This window comes from Mesorhizobium sp. CA6, from assembly GCF_020165035.1.
Taxonomy (GTDB): Bacteria; Pseudomonadota; Alphaproteobacteria; order Rhizobiales; family Rhizobiaceae; genus Mesorhizobium.
In genome coordinates, this window is record NZ_JAIUHI010000025.1 from 19,387 (window position 1) to 33,832 (window position 14,446).

Sequence of the window (14,446 nt, forward strand, 5' to 3'; positions counted from 1 at the left end):
ACGGCCCCACACGGGGCCGTTTCGTTTTTGGCTTCGCCTGAAGCAATCCAGCCAAAGGCGATGCCTACATCGGACCCGGCATCATCTTGGTCGGCTTCTCAAGCATCGGGAACTCGGCCTTGCTGCATTTCACGTTCGGGTTCGTTGGGCTGAACATGCCGTTCGGATTGTCCCTGAACAGCCATGCATGCAGGTCGTAGTGGACGAACTCCCTCGGAATGAGCGGGTAGTGGCCTTCCATCGGCCCCATGAATTTCTGCCCGAACAGCGTCGGCACCTCCTTGGTGTCCGGCGTCAGCGGCACCAGCCATTCCACCCCGACCAGCTTCAAGCCTTTCTTGGTCGGCTCGTAGATCAGGACGTTGGGCTTCATCGGGTCGAGCGGCTTGCCGACGCTCGGAACGTTGACGAAATGGATGCCCATCGCGCCCTTCTGATAGTACATAGCGCCGTCTATCTTCTCGCCGCCATAGTGGATGCAGCCGACGGTCGACAAATAGAGATCGCGAACAGCGGCGGTGTAATCTTCATACTTGGCCAGCGATTTCTTCAAGGCTTCGATGTCAGCCTTGTTGGCGTCCTCGGCCCGGGCCGAAGCGAGCCCGAACGATGTGCCGATAAGACATGTCAAAACGAGGACGCCGCAGCGCCCCAAGCGAGCTGTTCTTGTCATGCATTCCTCCCAGATTCTCTTGATCTGGCCGTGCAAGACCGGGGCGGTAGATGTTGATTGCGCGGCCGATTGACCGCCCCATCCCCTCTGGAACAGCAGAATGTTAGTCCTTTCCCTGGTTCTGGAAAAGCATTAATTAGAACAAACTAATGTCCTAAGGCCTTCGACCCATCTTTGGACCATTTCAAACAAAAACGGCCCCCTTCGGAGCCGTTTGTCTTGATGTAATTGCGCCTCTGCGCGCCGTTTTCTCAGGTGAGCGGCGACAGCTGGATTTCGACGCGGCGGTTCTGCTCGCGGCCGGCGGCGGTCGCATTGGATGCGATCGGGCGGGTCTTGCCGAAGCCGGTGACGGCGAAGCGGCGCTGATCGACGCCCTGACCGGACAGGTAGTTGGCGACGGCAAGCGCGCGACGCTGCGACAGGTCGAAATTGTGCTCGTCGCCGCCTGTCGAATCTGTGTGGCCGAACACGTCCACAGTGGTCTGGCGGAATTTCTTCAGCACCAGCGCGACCGAATTCAGCACCGGATAGAAGCCCGGCTTCACCGCGTCCTGGTCGACATTGAAGGTGATGTCGGACGGCATGTTGAGGATGATCTGGTCGCCGCTGCGGGTGACGCTGACGCCGGTGCCCTGCAATTGGCGGCGAAGCTCGGCCTCGTTCTGGTCCATCGTCGCGCCGATCGCGCCGCCGGCGAGCGCGCCGATGCCGGCGCCGATCAACGCGTTGCGGCGGTCGTTGCCACCGGCCAGCAGGCCAAGGCTGGCACCTGCCAGGGCGCCGAGGCCGGCACCGGCCGCCGTGTTGGAGATCTTCTGGTCGCCGGTATACGGATCGGTGGTGGTGCAGGCGCTCACCAATAGAGCCGTCGCCACGGCGACGAGCACAGTCTTCTTCATGAGATTGGTCCCTCTCCAATTCGCGGCCTTTGCGACCGCGCCAAATCAGCCCTTCCGCAGCCTTGTAGCATGAAATGCGGCGAAAAACGGAACGGGAATGCCGCCGGTAAAGTCCGGCGGTGGCTCCCGTGTCGGCTCTACCACAAATTCTTGCCGTCGATGACCACTACCTCGACCTTGTCCAGATCGAAATCATCGAACAGGCGCGAATTGACGCTGATCTTCGGGTTGTCGAAATCCGGCTCTCCGGTCGACCAATCAGGCGTCTCGGTGAAGGTGCCACAGCCGCAAATGGCGCAGAAACCATGCTTCACCGTCTTTGAGCCCCAGCGATAGAAGGAGACATTCTCCGGCGGGCTCGTCAGCTTGAATTGCGACGGCACATAATAGGCCCATAACGAGCCCCGCTTCGAGCAGAACGAGCATGTGCATTGCGTCACCGTCCGCGGCGCCTCGGCAACCTCGAAGGTTGTCGCCTTGCAGTGACAGCTTCCCCTGATGGTCATGGACTCAACCTCTCCGTTGTCCGCCGCGTCCTTAGTTTCACACAATTCCGGAGGGAAAACCGCTACGCTCGTCCTGGGTGCACGCAATTCCGGACGGAAAACCGCTACGCAGTTTTCCTGGAATTGCTCGGTGCAAGGCAACATAAAGAAACCGTCCTGACAACCGTCTATCAGCAAGGTCGGCAGCCTTCTCCTGCCGTGGATCGAGCCCCAGCGCCTCGCCTTCCGCGGCAGGTTCGGAGCCCTAGTAAGAGGGAGGCGGCACGAACAAGCAGATGGTCTTGCCGGCGTCGAGCCCGGCCTGGTGCGCACACCAGTGGTACTCGCCGTCGGGCGAATTCTTGACCCGCTTGTCGGCATAAGCCACCACCTCGCCCGTACCTTTAATGACGTAGCCCTCGGGCCGCTCGCTGATCGATGACTGCGGCACCTCCTTGCAATCGTAGTTGGCACAACAGGCAAAGGGGTATTTCCAGCCTTGCGGCATGGCCGCGGTGGGCTGGGCATCGTGCGCAGCAGCCGGCGGCGCCAGCGCCGCGATCGCTCCAACGGCGAACAGGGAGAACAAAAGTCGGCCAGCCGGTCGAACGGCTTGGGCCGATCTTGATATGGCAGCAGACATCGAAGCGTTCCTTTCGAGCATCAAGCGTTTTCGCTTGCCCGTTCCCGGAACGTGTCTTCCCAGTGGCCGGATCGTCGGTCGCAGATATGCCGCATCCGGCCATAAATGCTTTTTATCCAGCCCGAAGGCTGGTCTGATTCCCTGGCTGGCGCAAGCATCCGCTTGCAACGGCAATGCCGCGCTTCACGCCAACCTCTGCCATCCAGAATCGTGCGTCGGCTTGGTTAATGAGCAGTTAGCCGCGCGGATCTGGTGCCCGACAACGAGATTCGGCTCAAGCTGGTTCCAGACGTTCAGTCGGGAACATGCTCATCATACTGCGGCAGGTCGTCGGCGATTGTGAACCACTTCGCCTTGGACCCGACAAAAATATGCGCGCTCGGCCGTATCGTCGGATCGTCGACGAGCGTGCCCATGGCGACATGCACGTAGGCGCCGTCGCGGACCAACGAATAGAGGAGCGAGCCGCATCGGCCGCAATGCGCGTCGTGGCCGCTCTCGTCGCCGAAGATCAGCAGACCGCCCTCGCCCGTGATGCGACGGAACTTGTCGCGCTCGATGCCGGCGAAAGGCTTGAACGCGGAGCCCGTCGTGCGCCGGCAGTTCGAGCAATGGCAGTTCGCCGCGTAAACGAATTCGTCCGCAACCTCATAGTGGACGTAGCCGCAGAAGCATTTTCCCGCAAGTACCGTAGACATCGGCTTCCTCCGCTCCTGCAACGGGTGCGTACTAGTCGAGGTCCGCCACCGCTTCGCCTGCGCCGCCCTCGATGCGATGCGAGAGCGAGGCTTCCATGAATTCGTCAAGGTCGCCGTCGAGCACACTCGAAGGCGAGGTGCTTTCGACGCCGGTGCGCAGATCCTTCACAAGCTGATAGGGCTGCAGCACGTAGGAGCGGATCTGGTGGCCCCAGCCGATATCGCTCTTCGACGCCTCGGTGGCATTGGCGACCGCCTCGCGCTTCTTCAGCTCTTCCTCGTAAAGCCGCGAGCGCAGCATTTCCCAAGCCTTGGCGCGGTTCTTGTGCTGCGAGCGCTCGGCCTGGCAGGCGACTGCTATGCCGGTCGCCAGATGGGTGATGCGCACCGCCGAGTCGGTGGTGTTGACGTGCTGGCCGCCCGAACCCGAGGAACGATAGGTGTCGATGCGCACGTCGGACTCGGAAACATTGATCTCGATCGAGTCGTCGATAACCGGATAGACCCAGACGCTGGCGAAGGAGGTGTGGCGCCGCGCGTTGCTGTCGTAAGGCGAAATGCGCACCAGGCGATGGACGCCGGACTCCGTCTTAAGCCAGCCATAGGCGTTGTGGCCCTTGATCATCACGGTGGCGGACTTGATGCCCGCTTCTTCGCCGTCATGGACTTCCAGCACCTCGACCTTAAAGCGGCGGCGCTCGGCCCAGCGCGTGTACATGCGCAGGAGCATCGAGGCCCAGTCCTGGCTCTCGGTGCCGCCGGCGCCGGCATGGATTTCGAGATAGGTGTCGTTGGCGTCGGCCTCGCCCGACAGCAGCGTTTCGACCTGGCGCGCCTTCGCCTCGCCCTGCATCGAACGCAGCGCCGCCTCCGCTTCCGCGATGATGGCGTCGTCGCCCTCTTCCTCGCCGAGCTCAATCAGCCCGATATTGTCTTCCAGCGCCTGCGTCATCCCCTTGACGGCAGCGATGCCGTCCTCGAGCTCCTGGCGCTCCCGCATCAGCTTCTGCGCTTCGATGGGATCATTCCAGAGGCTGGACTCCTCGGCGCGCGAATTCAGGTATTCAAGCCGCTTTACAGCCTGATCCCAGTCAAAGATGCCTCCTCAGCAGGGTTATCGCCTGCCTGATCTCGTCGACGATGTTGAGCGTTTCCGCGCGCATGGCTCTTGGTTTGGTCCTGTTCTTTTCGGTCTTTTCGGAATAGGCGCGATACATAGGCACGGCATCGCTGCCTGTAAAGCGAAATGGGCCGGCACCATCCTGCCGGCCCATCGCCAAATCCGGAAACGTCAGTAGAGGCCGCCGCCGCCGTCCTGGATGGCCTGGTTGGCCTGCGGCGACAGCGCTCCGCCCGAACCGTTCGAGCCATCCGCGCCCATGCCGATCACCCAGTAGCTGTCAGCCGGACCGGTGCCAGGCTTGAAAGCCTCGATGATGGTGTTCGGATCGCCTTCGGCGGCACGCATGCCGGTCTTGCGGTTGATTGCGATCAGCTTCATGCCGTCGGGAACCTGGAAGTCGGTGTTCGGCTTGCCGTCCAGCGCAACGCGCATGAAATCCTTGAAGATCGGGGCCGCCAAGCCGCCGCCGGTGGCGCCGTGGCCAAGGCCGCGCGGCGTGTCATAGCCCATATAGAGACCGACAACGAGGTTCGGGGTGAAGCCGATGAACCAGGCGTCCTTCTCGTCATTGGTCGTGCCGGTCTTGCCGGCGATGTGGCGGCCGAGCTCGCCGATGGTGGCGCCGGTGCCGCGCTGCACGACGCCCTCCATCATCGAGGTGATCTGGTATGCCGTCATCGGGTCGAGCACCTGCTCGGAATTGTCGACCAGCTCCGGCTCGGTCTGGTTCTTCCACTCAGTGGCGTTGCAGCCTTCGCAGCCGCGCTCGTCCTGCTTGAACACCGTCTTGCCGTAACGGTCCTGGATGCGGTCGATCAGCGAGGGTTTGATCGATTTGCCGCCATTGGCCATGATCGAATAGGCCGACACCATGCGCATGACGGTCGTCTCGCCCGAGCCCAGCGCCATCGGCAGATAGGGCGCCAGATGATCGTAGACGCCGAAGCGCTCGGCATATTCCACGACCAGCTTCATGCCCATGTCGTTGGCCAGCCGCACGGTCATCAGATTGCGCGACTTTTCGATGCCCGAGCGCAAGGTGGCCGGGCCCGCGACCGTGCCGTCATAGTTCTTCGGCGTCCAGGTGGTGTTGCCGCTCTGGATGGTGATCGGGCCGTCCATGATCACCGAAGCCGGCGTGTAGCCATTGTCGAGCGCCGCCGAATAGACGATCGGCTTGAACGAGGAACCGGGCTGGCGCATCGCCTGTGTGGCGCGGTTGAATTCCGACTGCGCGTAGGAGAAGCCGCCGACCATGGCGAGCACGCGGCCGGTATGTGGATCCATGGCGACGAGGCCGCCTTCGACCTCCGGCACCTGGCGCAGCATGTAGGTGTTGTCGGAGCCGTCGTTCTTCTGCACGAAGATCACGTCGCCGGGCTCCAGCACTTCCGCCGGAGACTTCGCCCTGACGGACTTGCCGTTGACGAAGTGGCGCATGGCGAAGCCCATGTCCTCCTTGCTGACGGTGCCCTGGACGCGCTCCTTGACCAGATCGCCGGAAATCTGCCGGGTCGGCTGGATGCCGATGGTCAGCCCGGTTGCCGAACTGTCGAGGACGACGGCCAGCGTCCATTCCGGAACATCCTCGAGACCCTTCACGTTGCCGAGCGGCACGCCCCAGTCGCCGGTGACGTCGATATGCGTCACCGGACCGCGATAGCCGCGCAGCATGTCGTATTTGAGCAGGCCGTTCTGCATCGCCTTGCGGGCGATAAGCTGGACATTCGGATCGAGCGTGGTGCGCACCGACAGGCCGCCCTCGTAAAGCGCATTCTCACCGTAGCGCGCGATGATCTGGCGGCGGACTTCCTCGGTGAAGTACTCGCCGGCAAACAGATAGGAACCGTTGCGGCGCGGCGTCACGCCGAGCGGTTCGGCCTTGGCCTTGTCGCCCTCCTCGCGGGTGACGTAGCCATTCTCGACCATCTGGTCGATGACCCAGTTGCGGCGCTCCATGGCACGGTCGGCGTGCTTGAAGGGGTGATAGTTGTTCGGGCCCTTCGGCAACGAGGCGAGATAGGCGGCTTCCGCGACTGTCAGCTCGTTGACGGACTTGTCGAAATAGGTGAGCGCGGCGCCCGCGACGCCATAGGCGCCAAAGCCGAAGAAGATTTCGTTGAGATAGAGCTCAAGGATGCGGTCCTTCGAATAGGCCTGCTCGATGCGGAAGGCCAGGATCATCTCCTTGATCTTGCGCTCATAGGTCTGATCGGAAGAGAGCAGGAAGTTCTTCGCCACCTGCTGGGTGATCGTCGAGGCGCCGACCTGGCGCCGGCCGGAACCTAAATTCTGCAGGTTGACGACGATGGCGCGGCCAAGGCCGGTGATGTCGATGCCGGGATGGTTGTAGAAGTTCTTGTCCTCGGCCGACATGAAGGCGGCCTTGACGCGGTCCGGGATGGCCTGGATCGGCAGATAGAGACGCCGCTCGCGCGCATATTCAGCCATCAGCGCGCCGTCGGAGGCATGGATGCGCGTCGTCACCGGCGGTTCGTATTTGGCCAGAACCTCGTAGTCGGGCAGGTCCTTGGTCAGATGGCTGATATAGATGGCCAGACCGGCCGCCACCAGCAGCGCCAGCGTCGTGCCGATGCCAAAGAAATAGCCGATGAGACGAATCATGCCCGCTCCAGTCCGAGGTTCGGGAATTTCCTAAACGAAGCCGACAGTCGCGCAAGCTTCCCGGGGCGGTCCCAATCCGCAATCGAAAAACCCATGTAGCGGCCATGTGGACAAAATACGGCAGCGCGAAATTTGAGGACTCGGTTGCCGAATAATAACGCCGGGTGTTGTCGTCATGCAACGCTGCTTGCGGTTGCAGACGTGCGGCGGTTGCGGGCAGGTCCGGCGGGTCAGCCGCCCGTCGCGGTTCCGGCCTTGGCGGCGGCAAACAGGGCAACCGCGTTGGTTATGCTTTGCGCCGCCTTGCCGCGCCAGTCGGCGTTCAGCAGTTGCGCCTCGTCCTTGTTATTGGAGAGGTAGCCAAGCTCGACCAGGACGGACGGCACGTCCGGAGCCTTGAGCACCCTGAAGCCGGCCGAGCGCTGCGGATTGTTGATCATTCCGACGCTTGTCGACAGCTGACCGACCAGCGTGTGAGCGAAGCTCATCGAGAAACCATGGGTCTCACGGCGGATCAGGTCGATCAGAATGTCAGTAACTTCCTTTTTGTCGTCCTCGATCTTCATTCCGGCGAACTGGTCGGACAGGTTCTCGCGATCGGCGAGCGCCTGGGCTTCCGGGTCGGAAGCCTTGTCGGAAAGCGTGTAGACCGTGGCGCCGCGAAGACCTTTGACGGCGATGGTATCAGCATGGACGGAGATCAAAAGATCGGCCTCGTGCTGGCGCGCGATGCGCACGCGTTCGTCGAGCGCCAGGTACACGTCGTTGTCCCGTGTCATGTAGACATCGTATTTGCCGACCGCGGCCAGCTTGTCGCGCAGTTCCTTGGCAAAAGCGAGCGTGACGTCCTTCTCGACCGTGCCGGCGGAGCTTTCGGCGCCGCCATCGACGCCGCCATGACCGGGATCGATAACCACCGTGAAGCGATGGCCGGGCGCCGAGATCGGTCCGGTGCCGACCCGTTCGCCCTTTTCGGTCGAAACCGTCGAACCGGTAGTCAGCGACTGGTTGGCGAGAGCTTCGTCGAACTCCCGCTCGGAGGCAGCCGACATATCGATGGCGATGCGGTAGCCGCTGCTGTCGTCATTCTTGAGCACGTCGAGCTTGTCGACGACGAAAGGGCCCTTGCCGGTGAGGATCAGGCGCGAGCCATGTCCCTGATCGCCGTAGCGAACGGCCCGTACAAGGCCGCGCGGCTTCACATCCTTGGCGTCGAGCGCGAATCGCGTGCGCGGCAGATCGACGACCAGGCGATTGGGACCGCGCAGCAGGAACCATTTGACGTCCGGCTCGTGGTCGAAATTCACCACGATACGCATTTTGGTGGCGTCGCCGGCCATCTTGTAGCCAGTCGCGCCAAGCAGGGTTTCGGCGTGCGCGGCGGCGACGAAACAGGACAGGACCGCCAGCAGCAAGCCAGTCCACGTCACGCGCAGGAGATGCCCGGCGACCCCACCTCTCTTGTCTGCGGCGCCCGCCGATCCCATCTCTTGTCCGTCGCTCCCGGTTTGACGCATTGCGCCCGGTCTTCTCGCAGAATGCCTGTCAGGCCGCCAACTCGATTAACGATTGGTATTCAGAGAAGGTTAACCAAGCCTTTCATAGAGCGGGACGAAGGCGCCTTCCCCAGGGGAAGCGCTTTTTGCCGGCATCCGAAATCGGGGTTGCCTTCCATCCCGCCAAATCATAAAAGCGACATTGGATCACTGCAATCCTGGAACCGCTCGCCTCAGCAGTTTCCTGCCAAAGGCTGGATGCAAAGGCGGCTCCTTTACCCTTCCAGGCTCAGGTGGTCGCGACGATTTTCGCAGGCGTGCCCTCGTGGCGGGGGAATCGCTTGCGTGAGGAAAACGGCCGGGTTTGCCCCGCGCCGGCTCTTTGTGAGCAAACAAGCTGGTCCGGCTTAGCCCGGGCTTTGGTTCAAAAGGTTCTGCCGGGTGCCGATGGCTTCAAGCGCAATCATGGAAAGGTCCGCATCAAACCGCGCCGTAATGGCTGCGGGCGGCACCGCCATTGCGCTCAAGCGGCGGCCGGCGGACATTCAATTATCCGGCATGCACACAGATACAGGCGCACAGCGGCGGGCATTGCCACGCCAGCTGCCGCCGTCGGCTGCCGGCAGGAAACAAAATAATGCCCAACAAGATGCTGATAGACGCCTCCCACCCGGAGGAAACACGCGTTGTTGTCGTTCGCGGTAACCGCATCGAAGAATTCGACTTTGAATCCCAGGACAAAAAGCAGCTCAAAGGAAACATCTACCTCGCCCGCGTAACCCGCGTCGAACCGTCCCTCCAGGCGGCCTTTGTCGAATATGGCGGCAACCGTCACGGTTTTCTCGCCTTTAGCGAAATTCATCCCGATTATTACCAGATCCCGGTCGCCGACCGTCAGGCTCTGCTGCGCGCCGAGGCGCAGGAGGCCGAGGACGAAGACGACGAGGAAGCCGAGAACGGCGAAGAGCAGCAGGCGCGCGACCGCGGCGGCCGGCGCAACCGCCGGCGCGGCGGCAAGAACCGCGACCGCGGCGAGCACAAGCACGCTTCCTCGGAGAACGAGGAAAGCCCGGTCGAAGCAATAGCCGTTGACGAAACCGCCGCTGCGGTTGTCAAGGGCGAGGAAGCCGCCGGCGAGACCGCCGCTACCCCGGCAGAAAATGCCGGAACAGCCTCCGCGGCCGTCGAGGCCGTATCGGAAGCGGCTGAAGGACCCGCCGCCGAGGCTGGCGGAGATGACGCCACGGACAACGACAATGGCAAGCCTTCCGAAGGCGGTCCTACTTCGATTGCCGCGAGCATCGATGCCGACGTGATTTCCGAGGCGATGCCGCAGGCGGATCAGCAGAGCGGCGAAGCCGCCGCCAGCGACGATGATCGCGGCATGCTGGAGGACGTCTCGGCCTCGCATTCGGACGAGCACGAGGTCGAATCGGTCGGCGCCGAGGACGCGCTCGAGGAAATCCGCAACCGCCGCAAGCCGGTGCGTCGCCAGTACAAGATCCAGGAAGTCATCAAGCGCCGGCAGATCCTTTTGGTGCAGGTGGTCAAGGAAGAGCGCGGCAACAAGGGCGCGGCGCTCACCACCTATCTGTCGCTTGCCGGCCGCTATTCGGTGCTGATGCCGAACACGGCGCGCGGCGGCGGCATCTCGCGCAAGATCACCAACGCCCAGGACCGCAAGCGGCTGAAGGAGGTCGTGGCCGATCTCGACGTGCCGCAGGGCATGGGCGTCATCCTGCGCACTGCCGGCGAGAGCCGCACCAAGGCCGAGATCAAGCGCGACTACGAATATCTGATGCGGCTTTGGGAAAACGTCCGCAACCTGACGCTGCAGTCCTCGGCCCCAGCCCTGGTCTATGAGGAAGGCAGCCTGATCAAGCGCTCGGTGCGCGACCTCTACAACAAGGACATCGACGAGATCCTTGTCTCCGGCGAAGACGGCTACCGCGAGGCCAAGGATTTCATGCGCATGCTGATGCCGAGCCACGCCAAGGTGGTTCAGCCATTCCGCGACACCACGCCGATCTTCGTGCGCAACGGCATCGAAGCGCAGCTCGACCGCATGCTGCAGCCGCAGGTGACGCTGAAGAGCGGCGGCTACATCATCATCAACCAGACCGAGGCGCTGGTTGCGATCGACGTCAACTCCGGCCGCTCCACCAAGGAGCATTCGATCGAGGAGACCGCGCTCCACACCAATCTGGAAGCGGCAGAGGAAGTCGCGCGGCAGTTGCGGTTGCGCGACCTTGCCGGCCTGATCGTCATCGACTTCATCGATATGGAGGAGAACCGCAACAACCGCTCCGTCGAGAAGCGGCTGAAGGACCACCTCAAGAACGACCGCGCCCGTATCCAGGTAGGCCGCATCTCACACTTCGGCCTGATGGAAATGTCGCGCCAGCGCATCCGCGCCAGCGTGCTGGAATCGACCATGAAGCCTTGTCCGCATTGCGGCGGCACGGGCCATGTGCGCTCCGATTCCTCCGTGGCGCTGATGGTCGTGCGGGCGATCGAGGAATTCCTGCTCAAGGATTCGCGCAGCCACATCATCGTGCGCACGCCGTCGGCGACCGCGCTCTATGTGCTCAACCACAAGCGCGCCAACCTGGTGGAACTCGAAGCCCGCTTCGGCCTGACCATCACGATCGAGGCTGACGAGACGCTCGGCACCCAGCACTACGCGATCTTCCGCGGCGCCATTGCCGAGAAGCCGGAAGGCTTCGTCGAGGTGCGCAGCCTGCCGGCCTATGTCGAGCCGGAAGAGCCCGAGGACGAGATCGTCGTCGAGGAAGCGGAGGAGGAAGTCTCGGTCCAGCCCGAACAGCCGCGCCACGCGCAGCAGGGCCAGCACCAGCAGCGGTCCGAGGATGGCGAAGGCCGTGACCGCAAACGGCGCAAGCGCCGGCGGCGGCGCGGCGGCAGGGATCGCGACCGCGAGCACAATGGTGACGTCGCGGCGGCGCCGATGGAAGCCGGCGAAACCGATGACGACGAGACGACGAACGAGGCCGTCGAGGAGGCAACCGCCGGCGGTGAAGCTGTAGCGGCCACTGCCGACGACGGTTCCGGAAAGAAGCGCCGGCGCGGGAAGCGCGGCGGTAAGCGCAACCGACGTGACGACGAGGCTTCGGAGGCCGTTGGCAGCGAAACCGTGGGCGACATCGAGGGTGAGCCGGTTGAAGGCCAGGATGCCGTAAGCGAGCCGGCGATGGCCGCTCCTGCCGAGGAACCTGCTGCTCCCGCCGCGGCTAATGACGATGCCGAGGCGGTCGAAAAGCCGAAGAAGCCCCGCCGTTCGAGGGCTAAGAAGGTGGCTGAGGAAGCCGCGGCGGAGACGGTATCGGAGCCTGTGGCCGAGGCTCAGGTCGCGCCCCCGGCTGTCCAGCCCGAGCCGGAGCCGGCCGCTGCCGCTCCCGCGGCCACCGAGGCGGAGCCTGCCACCAACGCCCATCCGACGCGGCGCAAGCCACAGTCAGTCGACGCGCCGGTTGTTCCCGTGGTGTCTTCGAACGTCTCCGACGAGGCCAAGGCCGAAGACAAGCCGAAGCGCGCCGGCTGGTGGCAGCGCAAGGGTTTTTTCTAAGCTCTTCATATCGTTAGGCTGATCTTTTGAAACAATCCCGCGCCCCATCTGGCGCGGGATTTTTCATTTCGCCGACTGCCTTTTCAGCGCAGCTCCGGGTGGCAACCGCCAGCGCTTTGCTGTTTTACGGCGCGAAGATCGACCAGTTCATCATCCGGGCGAGCTTCTCCAGCGCGATGGAGCCGAGCTTGGAGTTGCCGTTCTCGTTGAGGCCGGGCGACCACACCGCCAGCGAAGCAACCCCTGGCACGATGCCGAGAATGCCGCCGCCGACACCGCTTTTGCCGGGGATGCCGACGCGGAAGGCAAAATCGCCCGAACCGTCATAGTGGCCGCAGGTCAGCATCAGCGCGCCGATGCGGCGTGCCCGTTCGGCCGAGACGACCGAATGCCCGGTCGCCGGGTTCCTGCCGCCATTGGCTAGAAACCGGCCGGCCATGGCGAGCTGACGGCAGCTCATGGCAACCGCGCAATGGTGGAAATAGACACCCAGCGCGAGCTCGGGAGCATGATGGAGATTGCCGAAGGATTTCATGTAGTTGGCCAGGGCAAAGTTGCGGTGGCCGGTGGCGCGCTCGGATGCCGCCACCTCGCGATCGATGATGATCGTCTCGTCATCGGCGAGGAACTGGATGAAACGCAGGATTTCGCCGATCGCCTCGCGCGGCTGATGGCCGGCGAGCAGGACGTCGGAGACGACGATGGCGCCGGCATTGATGAAGGGATTGCGCGGGATGCCGTTCTCATGCTCGAGCTGGACGATCGAGTTGAACGGGTTGCCGGATGGCTCGCGGCCGACGCGATGCCATAACGCATCGCCGACCTTGCCCAGCGCCAGCGTGAGCGTGAAGACTTTCGAGACGCTCTGGATCGAAAAGGGCTGATCGGCATCGCCGGCCAGCATGACGCGGCCGTCATTGGTCACGGCGGCAATGCCGAATTTCTTCGGATCGACCTTGCCCAACTGCGGGATATAGCTCGCCACCTCGCCGCGATCGGTGCGCTCCGCCATTTCGGCGGCCACTTCCGCCAGTGCTTGCTCGAGTTCCGGCATGGCGGTTATTTCAGCCAGCGTTCGATGCGCGCCAGCGCCTCGACCATGTCGTCATGGCTGCCGGCATAGGAAAAGCGCATGGTGCGATGTCCCTGCAGCGGGTCGAAATCGCGGCCGGGCGTTGCCGCGACATGCGCCTCAGCCAGCATCTTGCGCGCAAAGGCCATGCTGTCGTTGGTGTGGCGAGTGACATCGCAGAACGCATAGAAGGCGCCATCCATCGGCGCGGCGAGCGCAAAGCCGAGTTCCGGCAGGCGCTTCATCAGAAGGTCGCGGTTCCAGGCGTAGCGCGCCTTCACCTTTTCCAGTTCCTGCGTTGCCTTGAATGCCTCGATCGCCGCGACCTGCGACAGTTCAGGCGGCGAGATATAGAGGCTCTGGGCAACACGCTCGACCGGCCGCACAAGCTCTTCCGGCAGCACCATCCAGCCGATCCGCCAGCCGGTCATGCAATAGTATTTCGAGAAGGAATTGATCGCGGTCACGCCGGGGCCGTGCGCCAGGGCGGTGACATCCGGCGCCGCGTAGGCCAGCCTGTGATAGATCTCGTCGGAGATCACGGCGATGCCGAGCTCCTCGGCGGTTTTCACCAGCGCGGCAAGCTCATCGGCCGGAATCACCGCGCCGGTCGGATTGGCGGGACTGGCGAACAGCACGCCCTTCAGCGGCTTCCCGCGATGCGCGGCCTTGAGGTGCTCGGCATGCAGGTAGGCATCCGAGCCGAGCTCTATCTCGACGATCTCGATGCCGAGCGCGGCCATGATGTTGCGGTAGGCGGGATAGCCGGGCGCGGCGATGGCGACACGGTCGCCCGGATCGAACATGGCCAGGAAAGCCAGGTTGAAGGCGGCCGACGAGCCGGTCGTGACGGCAATGCGCGATGGCGCGACGTCGATACCGTAGTGCTCGCCGTAATGCCCCGCGATCGCCTTGCGCAGATCGGCCAAGCCCAAAGCGTCGGTGTAGCCGATGCGGCCATGCCGCAGAGCCGCGGCCGCCGCCTCGCGGACCCCGGCCGGCGCGGGATCCGACGGCTGGCCGACCGCCATCGACACCACGGGCACGCCGGTAGCCTTCAGCCGGTTGGCTTCGGCCAGGATGTCCATGGCGTGGAACGGCTCGACTTCCCCGCGGCGCGAAAGCGAAACGACCATCTGACCT

The 14,446-nt window shown here is 63.3% G+C and carries 13 protein-coding genes; 1 reads left to right on the plus strand and 12 read right to left on the minus strand.

Annotated features, from left to right (window positions below; translation table 11 throughout):
- Nucleotides 1–64: 64 nt before the first annotated feature.
- From LB526_RS27195 to LB526_RS27240, 10 genes are all read right to left on the minus strand, one after another.
- Entirely contained in the window at nucleotides 65–673 is a 609-nt protein-coding gene (locus LB526_RS27195; RefSeq protein WP_224532353.1) for a hypothetical protein, read from the minus strand.
- A 251-nt stretch (nucleotides 674–924) separates the two neighbouring features.
- Nucleotides 925–1,575 carry an OmpA family protein gene (locus LB526_RS27200; RefSeq protein WP_027170410.1) on the minus strand — a complete coding sequence of 217 codons (651 nt, stop codon included), beginning with the start codon at nucleotides 1,573–1,575 and terminating at the stop codon, nucleotides 925–927.
- A 137-nt stretch (nucleotides 1,576–1,712) separates the two neighbouring features.
- Complete coding sequence (locus LB526_RS27205) at nucleotides 1,713–2,081, minus strand: GFA family protein (protein WP_095767598.1); 369 nt, start codon at nucleotides 2,079–2,081, stop codon at nucleotides 1,713–1,715.
- A 244-nt stretch (nucleotides 2,082–2,325) separates the two neighbouring features.
- Nucleotides 2,326–2,703, minus strand: coding sequence for a hypothetical protein (locus LB526_RS27210; protein ID WP_095767886.1), 378 nt, complete (start codon nucleotides 2,701–2,703; stop codon nucleotides 2,326–2,328).
- Nucleotides 2,704–2,996: 293 nt separating this feature from the next.
- Nucleotides 2,997–3,401, minus strand: coding sequence for a GFA family protein (locus LB526_RS27215; RefSeq protein WP_224630396.1), 405 nt, complete (start codon nucleotides 3,399–3,401; stop codon nucleotides 2,997–2,999).
- Nucleotides 3,402–3,432: 31 nt separating this feature from the next.
- Nucleotides 3,433–4,564, minus strand: a protein-coding gene (gene prfB, locus LB526_RS27220; protein ID WP_224630413.1) for a peptide chain release factor 2 whose coding sequence is annotated in 2 segments (ribosomal slippage) — nucleotides 3,433–4,497 and nucleotides 4,499–4,564 — 1,131 coding nt in all. Because the reading frame shifts where the segments join, the coding sequence is not laid out codon by codon here.
- Nucleotides 4,493–4,675: a hypothetical protein gene (locus LB526_RS27225; protein ID WP_224630416.1), complete on the minus strand. Its 183-nt coding sequence runs from the start codon at nucleotides 4,673–4,675 to the stop codon at nucleotides 4,493–4,495. The genes prfB and LB526_RS27225 overlap by 72 nt, the downstream gene beginning before the upstream one ends.
- Before the next feature lie 17 nt (nucleotides 4,676–4,692).
- On the minus strand, nucleotides 4,693–7,149 hold the full coding sequence (locus LB526_RS27230; RefSeq protein ID WP_224630397.1) for a penicillin-binding protein 1A: 2,457 nt from the start codon (nucleotides 7,147–7,149) through the stop codon (nucleotides 4,693–4,695).
- Nucleotides 7,150–7,379: 230 nt separating this feature from the next.
- Nucleotides 7,380–8,636: an N-acetylmuramoyl-L-alanine amidase gene (locus LB526_RS27235; protein ID WP_411968233.1), complete on the minus strand. Its 1,257-nt coding sequence runs from the start codon at nucleotides 8,634–8,636 to the stop codon at nucleotides 7,380–7,382.
- 416 nt (nucleotides 8,637–9,052) lie between these two features.
- Complete coding sequence (locus LB526_RS27240) at nucleotides 9,053–9,190, minus strand: hypothetical protein (protein WP_176477023.1); 138 nt, start codon at nucleotides 9,188–9,190, stop codon at nucleotides 9,053–9,055.
- Nucleotides 9,191–9,282: 92 nt separating this feature from the next.
- Here LB526_RS27240 and LB526_RS27245 point away from each other — a divergent pair, with 92 nt between their 5' ends.
- On the plus strand, nucleotides 9,283–12,231 hold the full coding sequence (locus tag LB526_RS27245; RefSeq protein WP_224630398.1) for a ribonuclease E/G: 2,949 nt from the start codon (nucleotides 9,283–9,285) through the stop codon (nucleotides 12,229–12,231).
- Between the two features lie 124 nt (nucleotides 12,232–12,355).
- On the opposite strand, the gene LB526_RS27250 is transcribed toward LB526_RS27245, so the two are convergent.
- Together LB526_RS27250 and LB526_RS27255 are read right to left on the minus strand one after the other, a co-directional pair.
- Nucleotides 12,356–13,285 (minus strand): glutaminase, encoded by a 930-nt coding sequence (locus LB526_RS27250; protein ID WP_224549027.1) that lies wholly within the window; start codon nucleotides 13,283–13,285, stop codon nucleotides 12,356–12,358.
- Between the two features lie 5 nt (nucleotides 13,286–13,290).
- The gene (locus LB526_RS27255; RefSeq protein ID WP_224630399.1) at nucleotides 13,291–14,439 is read right to left on the minus strand and encodes a pyridoxal phosphate-dependent aminotransferase; all 1,149 of its coding nucleotides are present in this window, start codon (nucleotides 14,437–14,439) and stop codon (nucleotides 13,291–13,293) included.
- Between the last annotated feature and the right edge of the window lie 7 nt (nucleotides 14,440–14,446).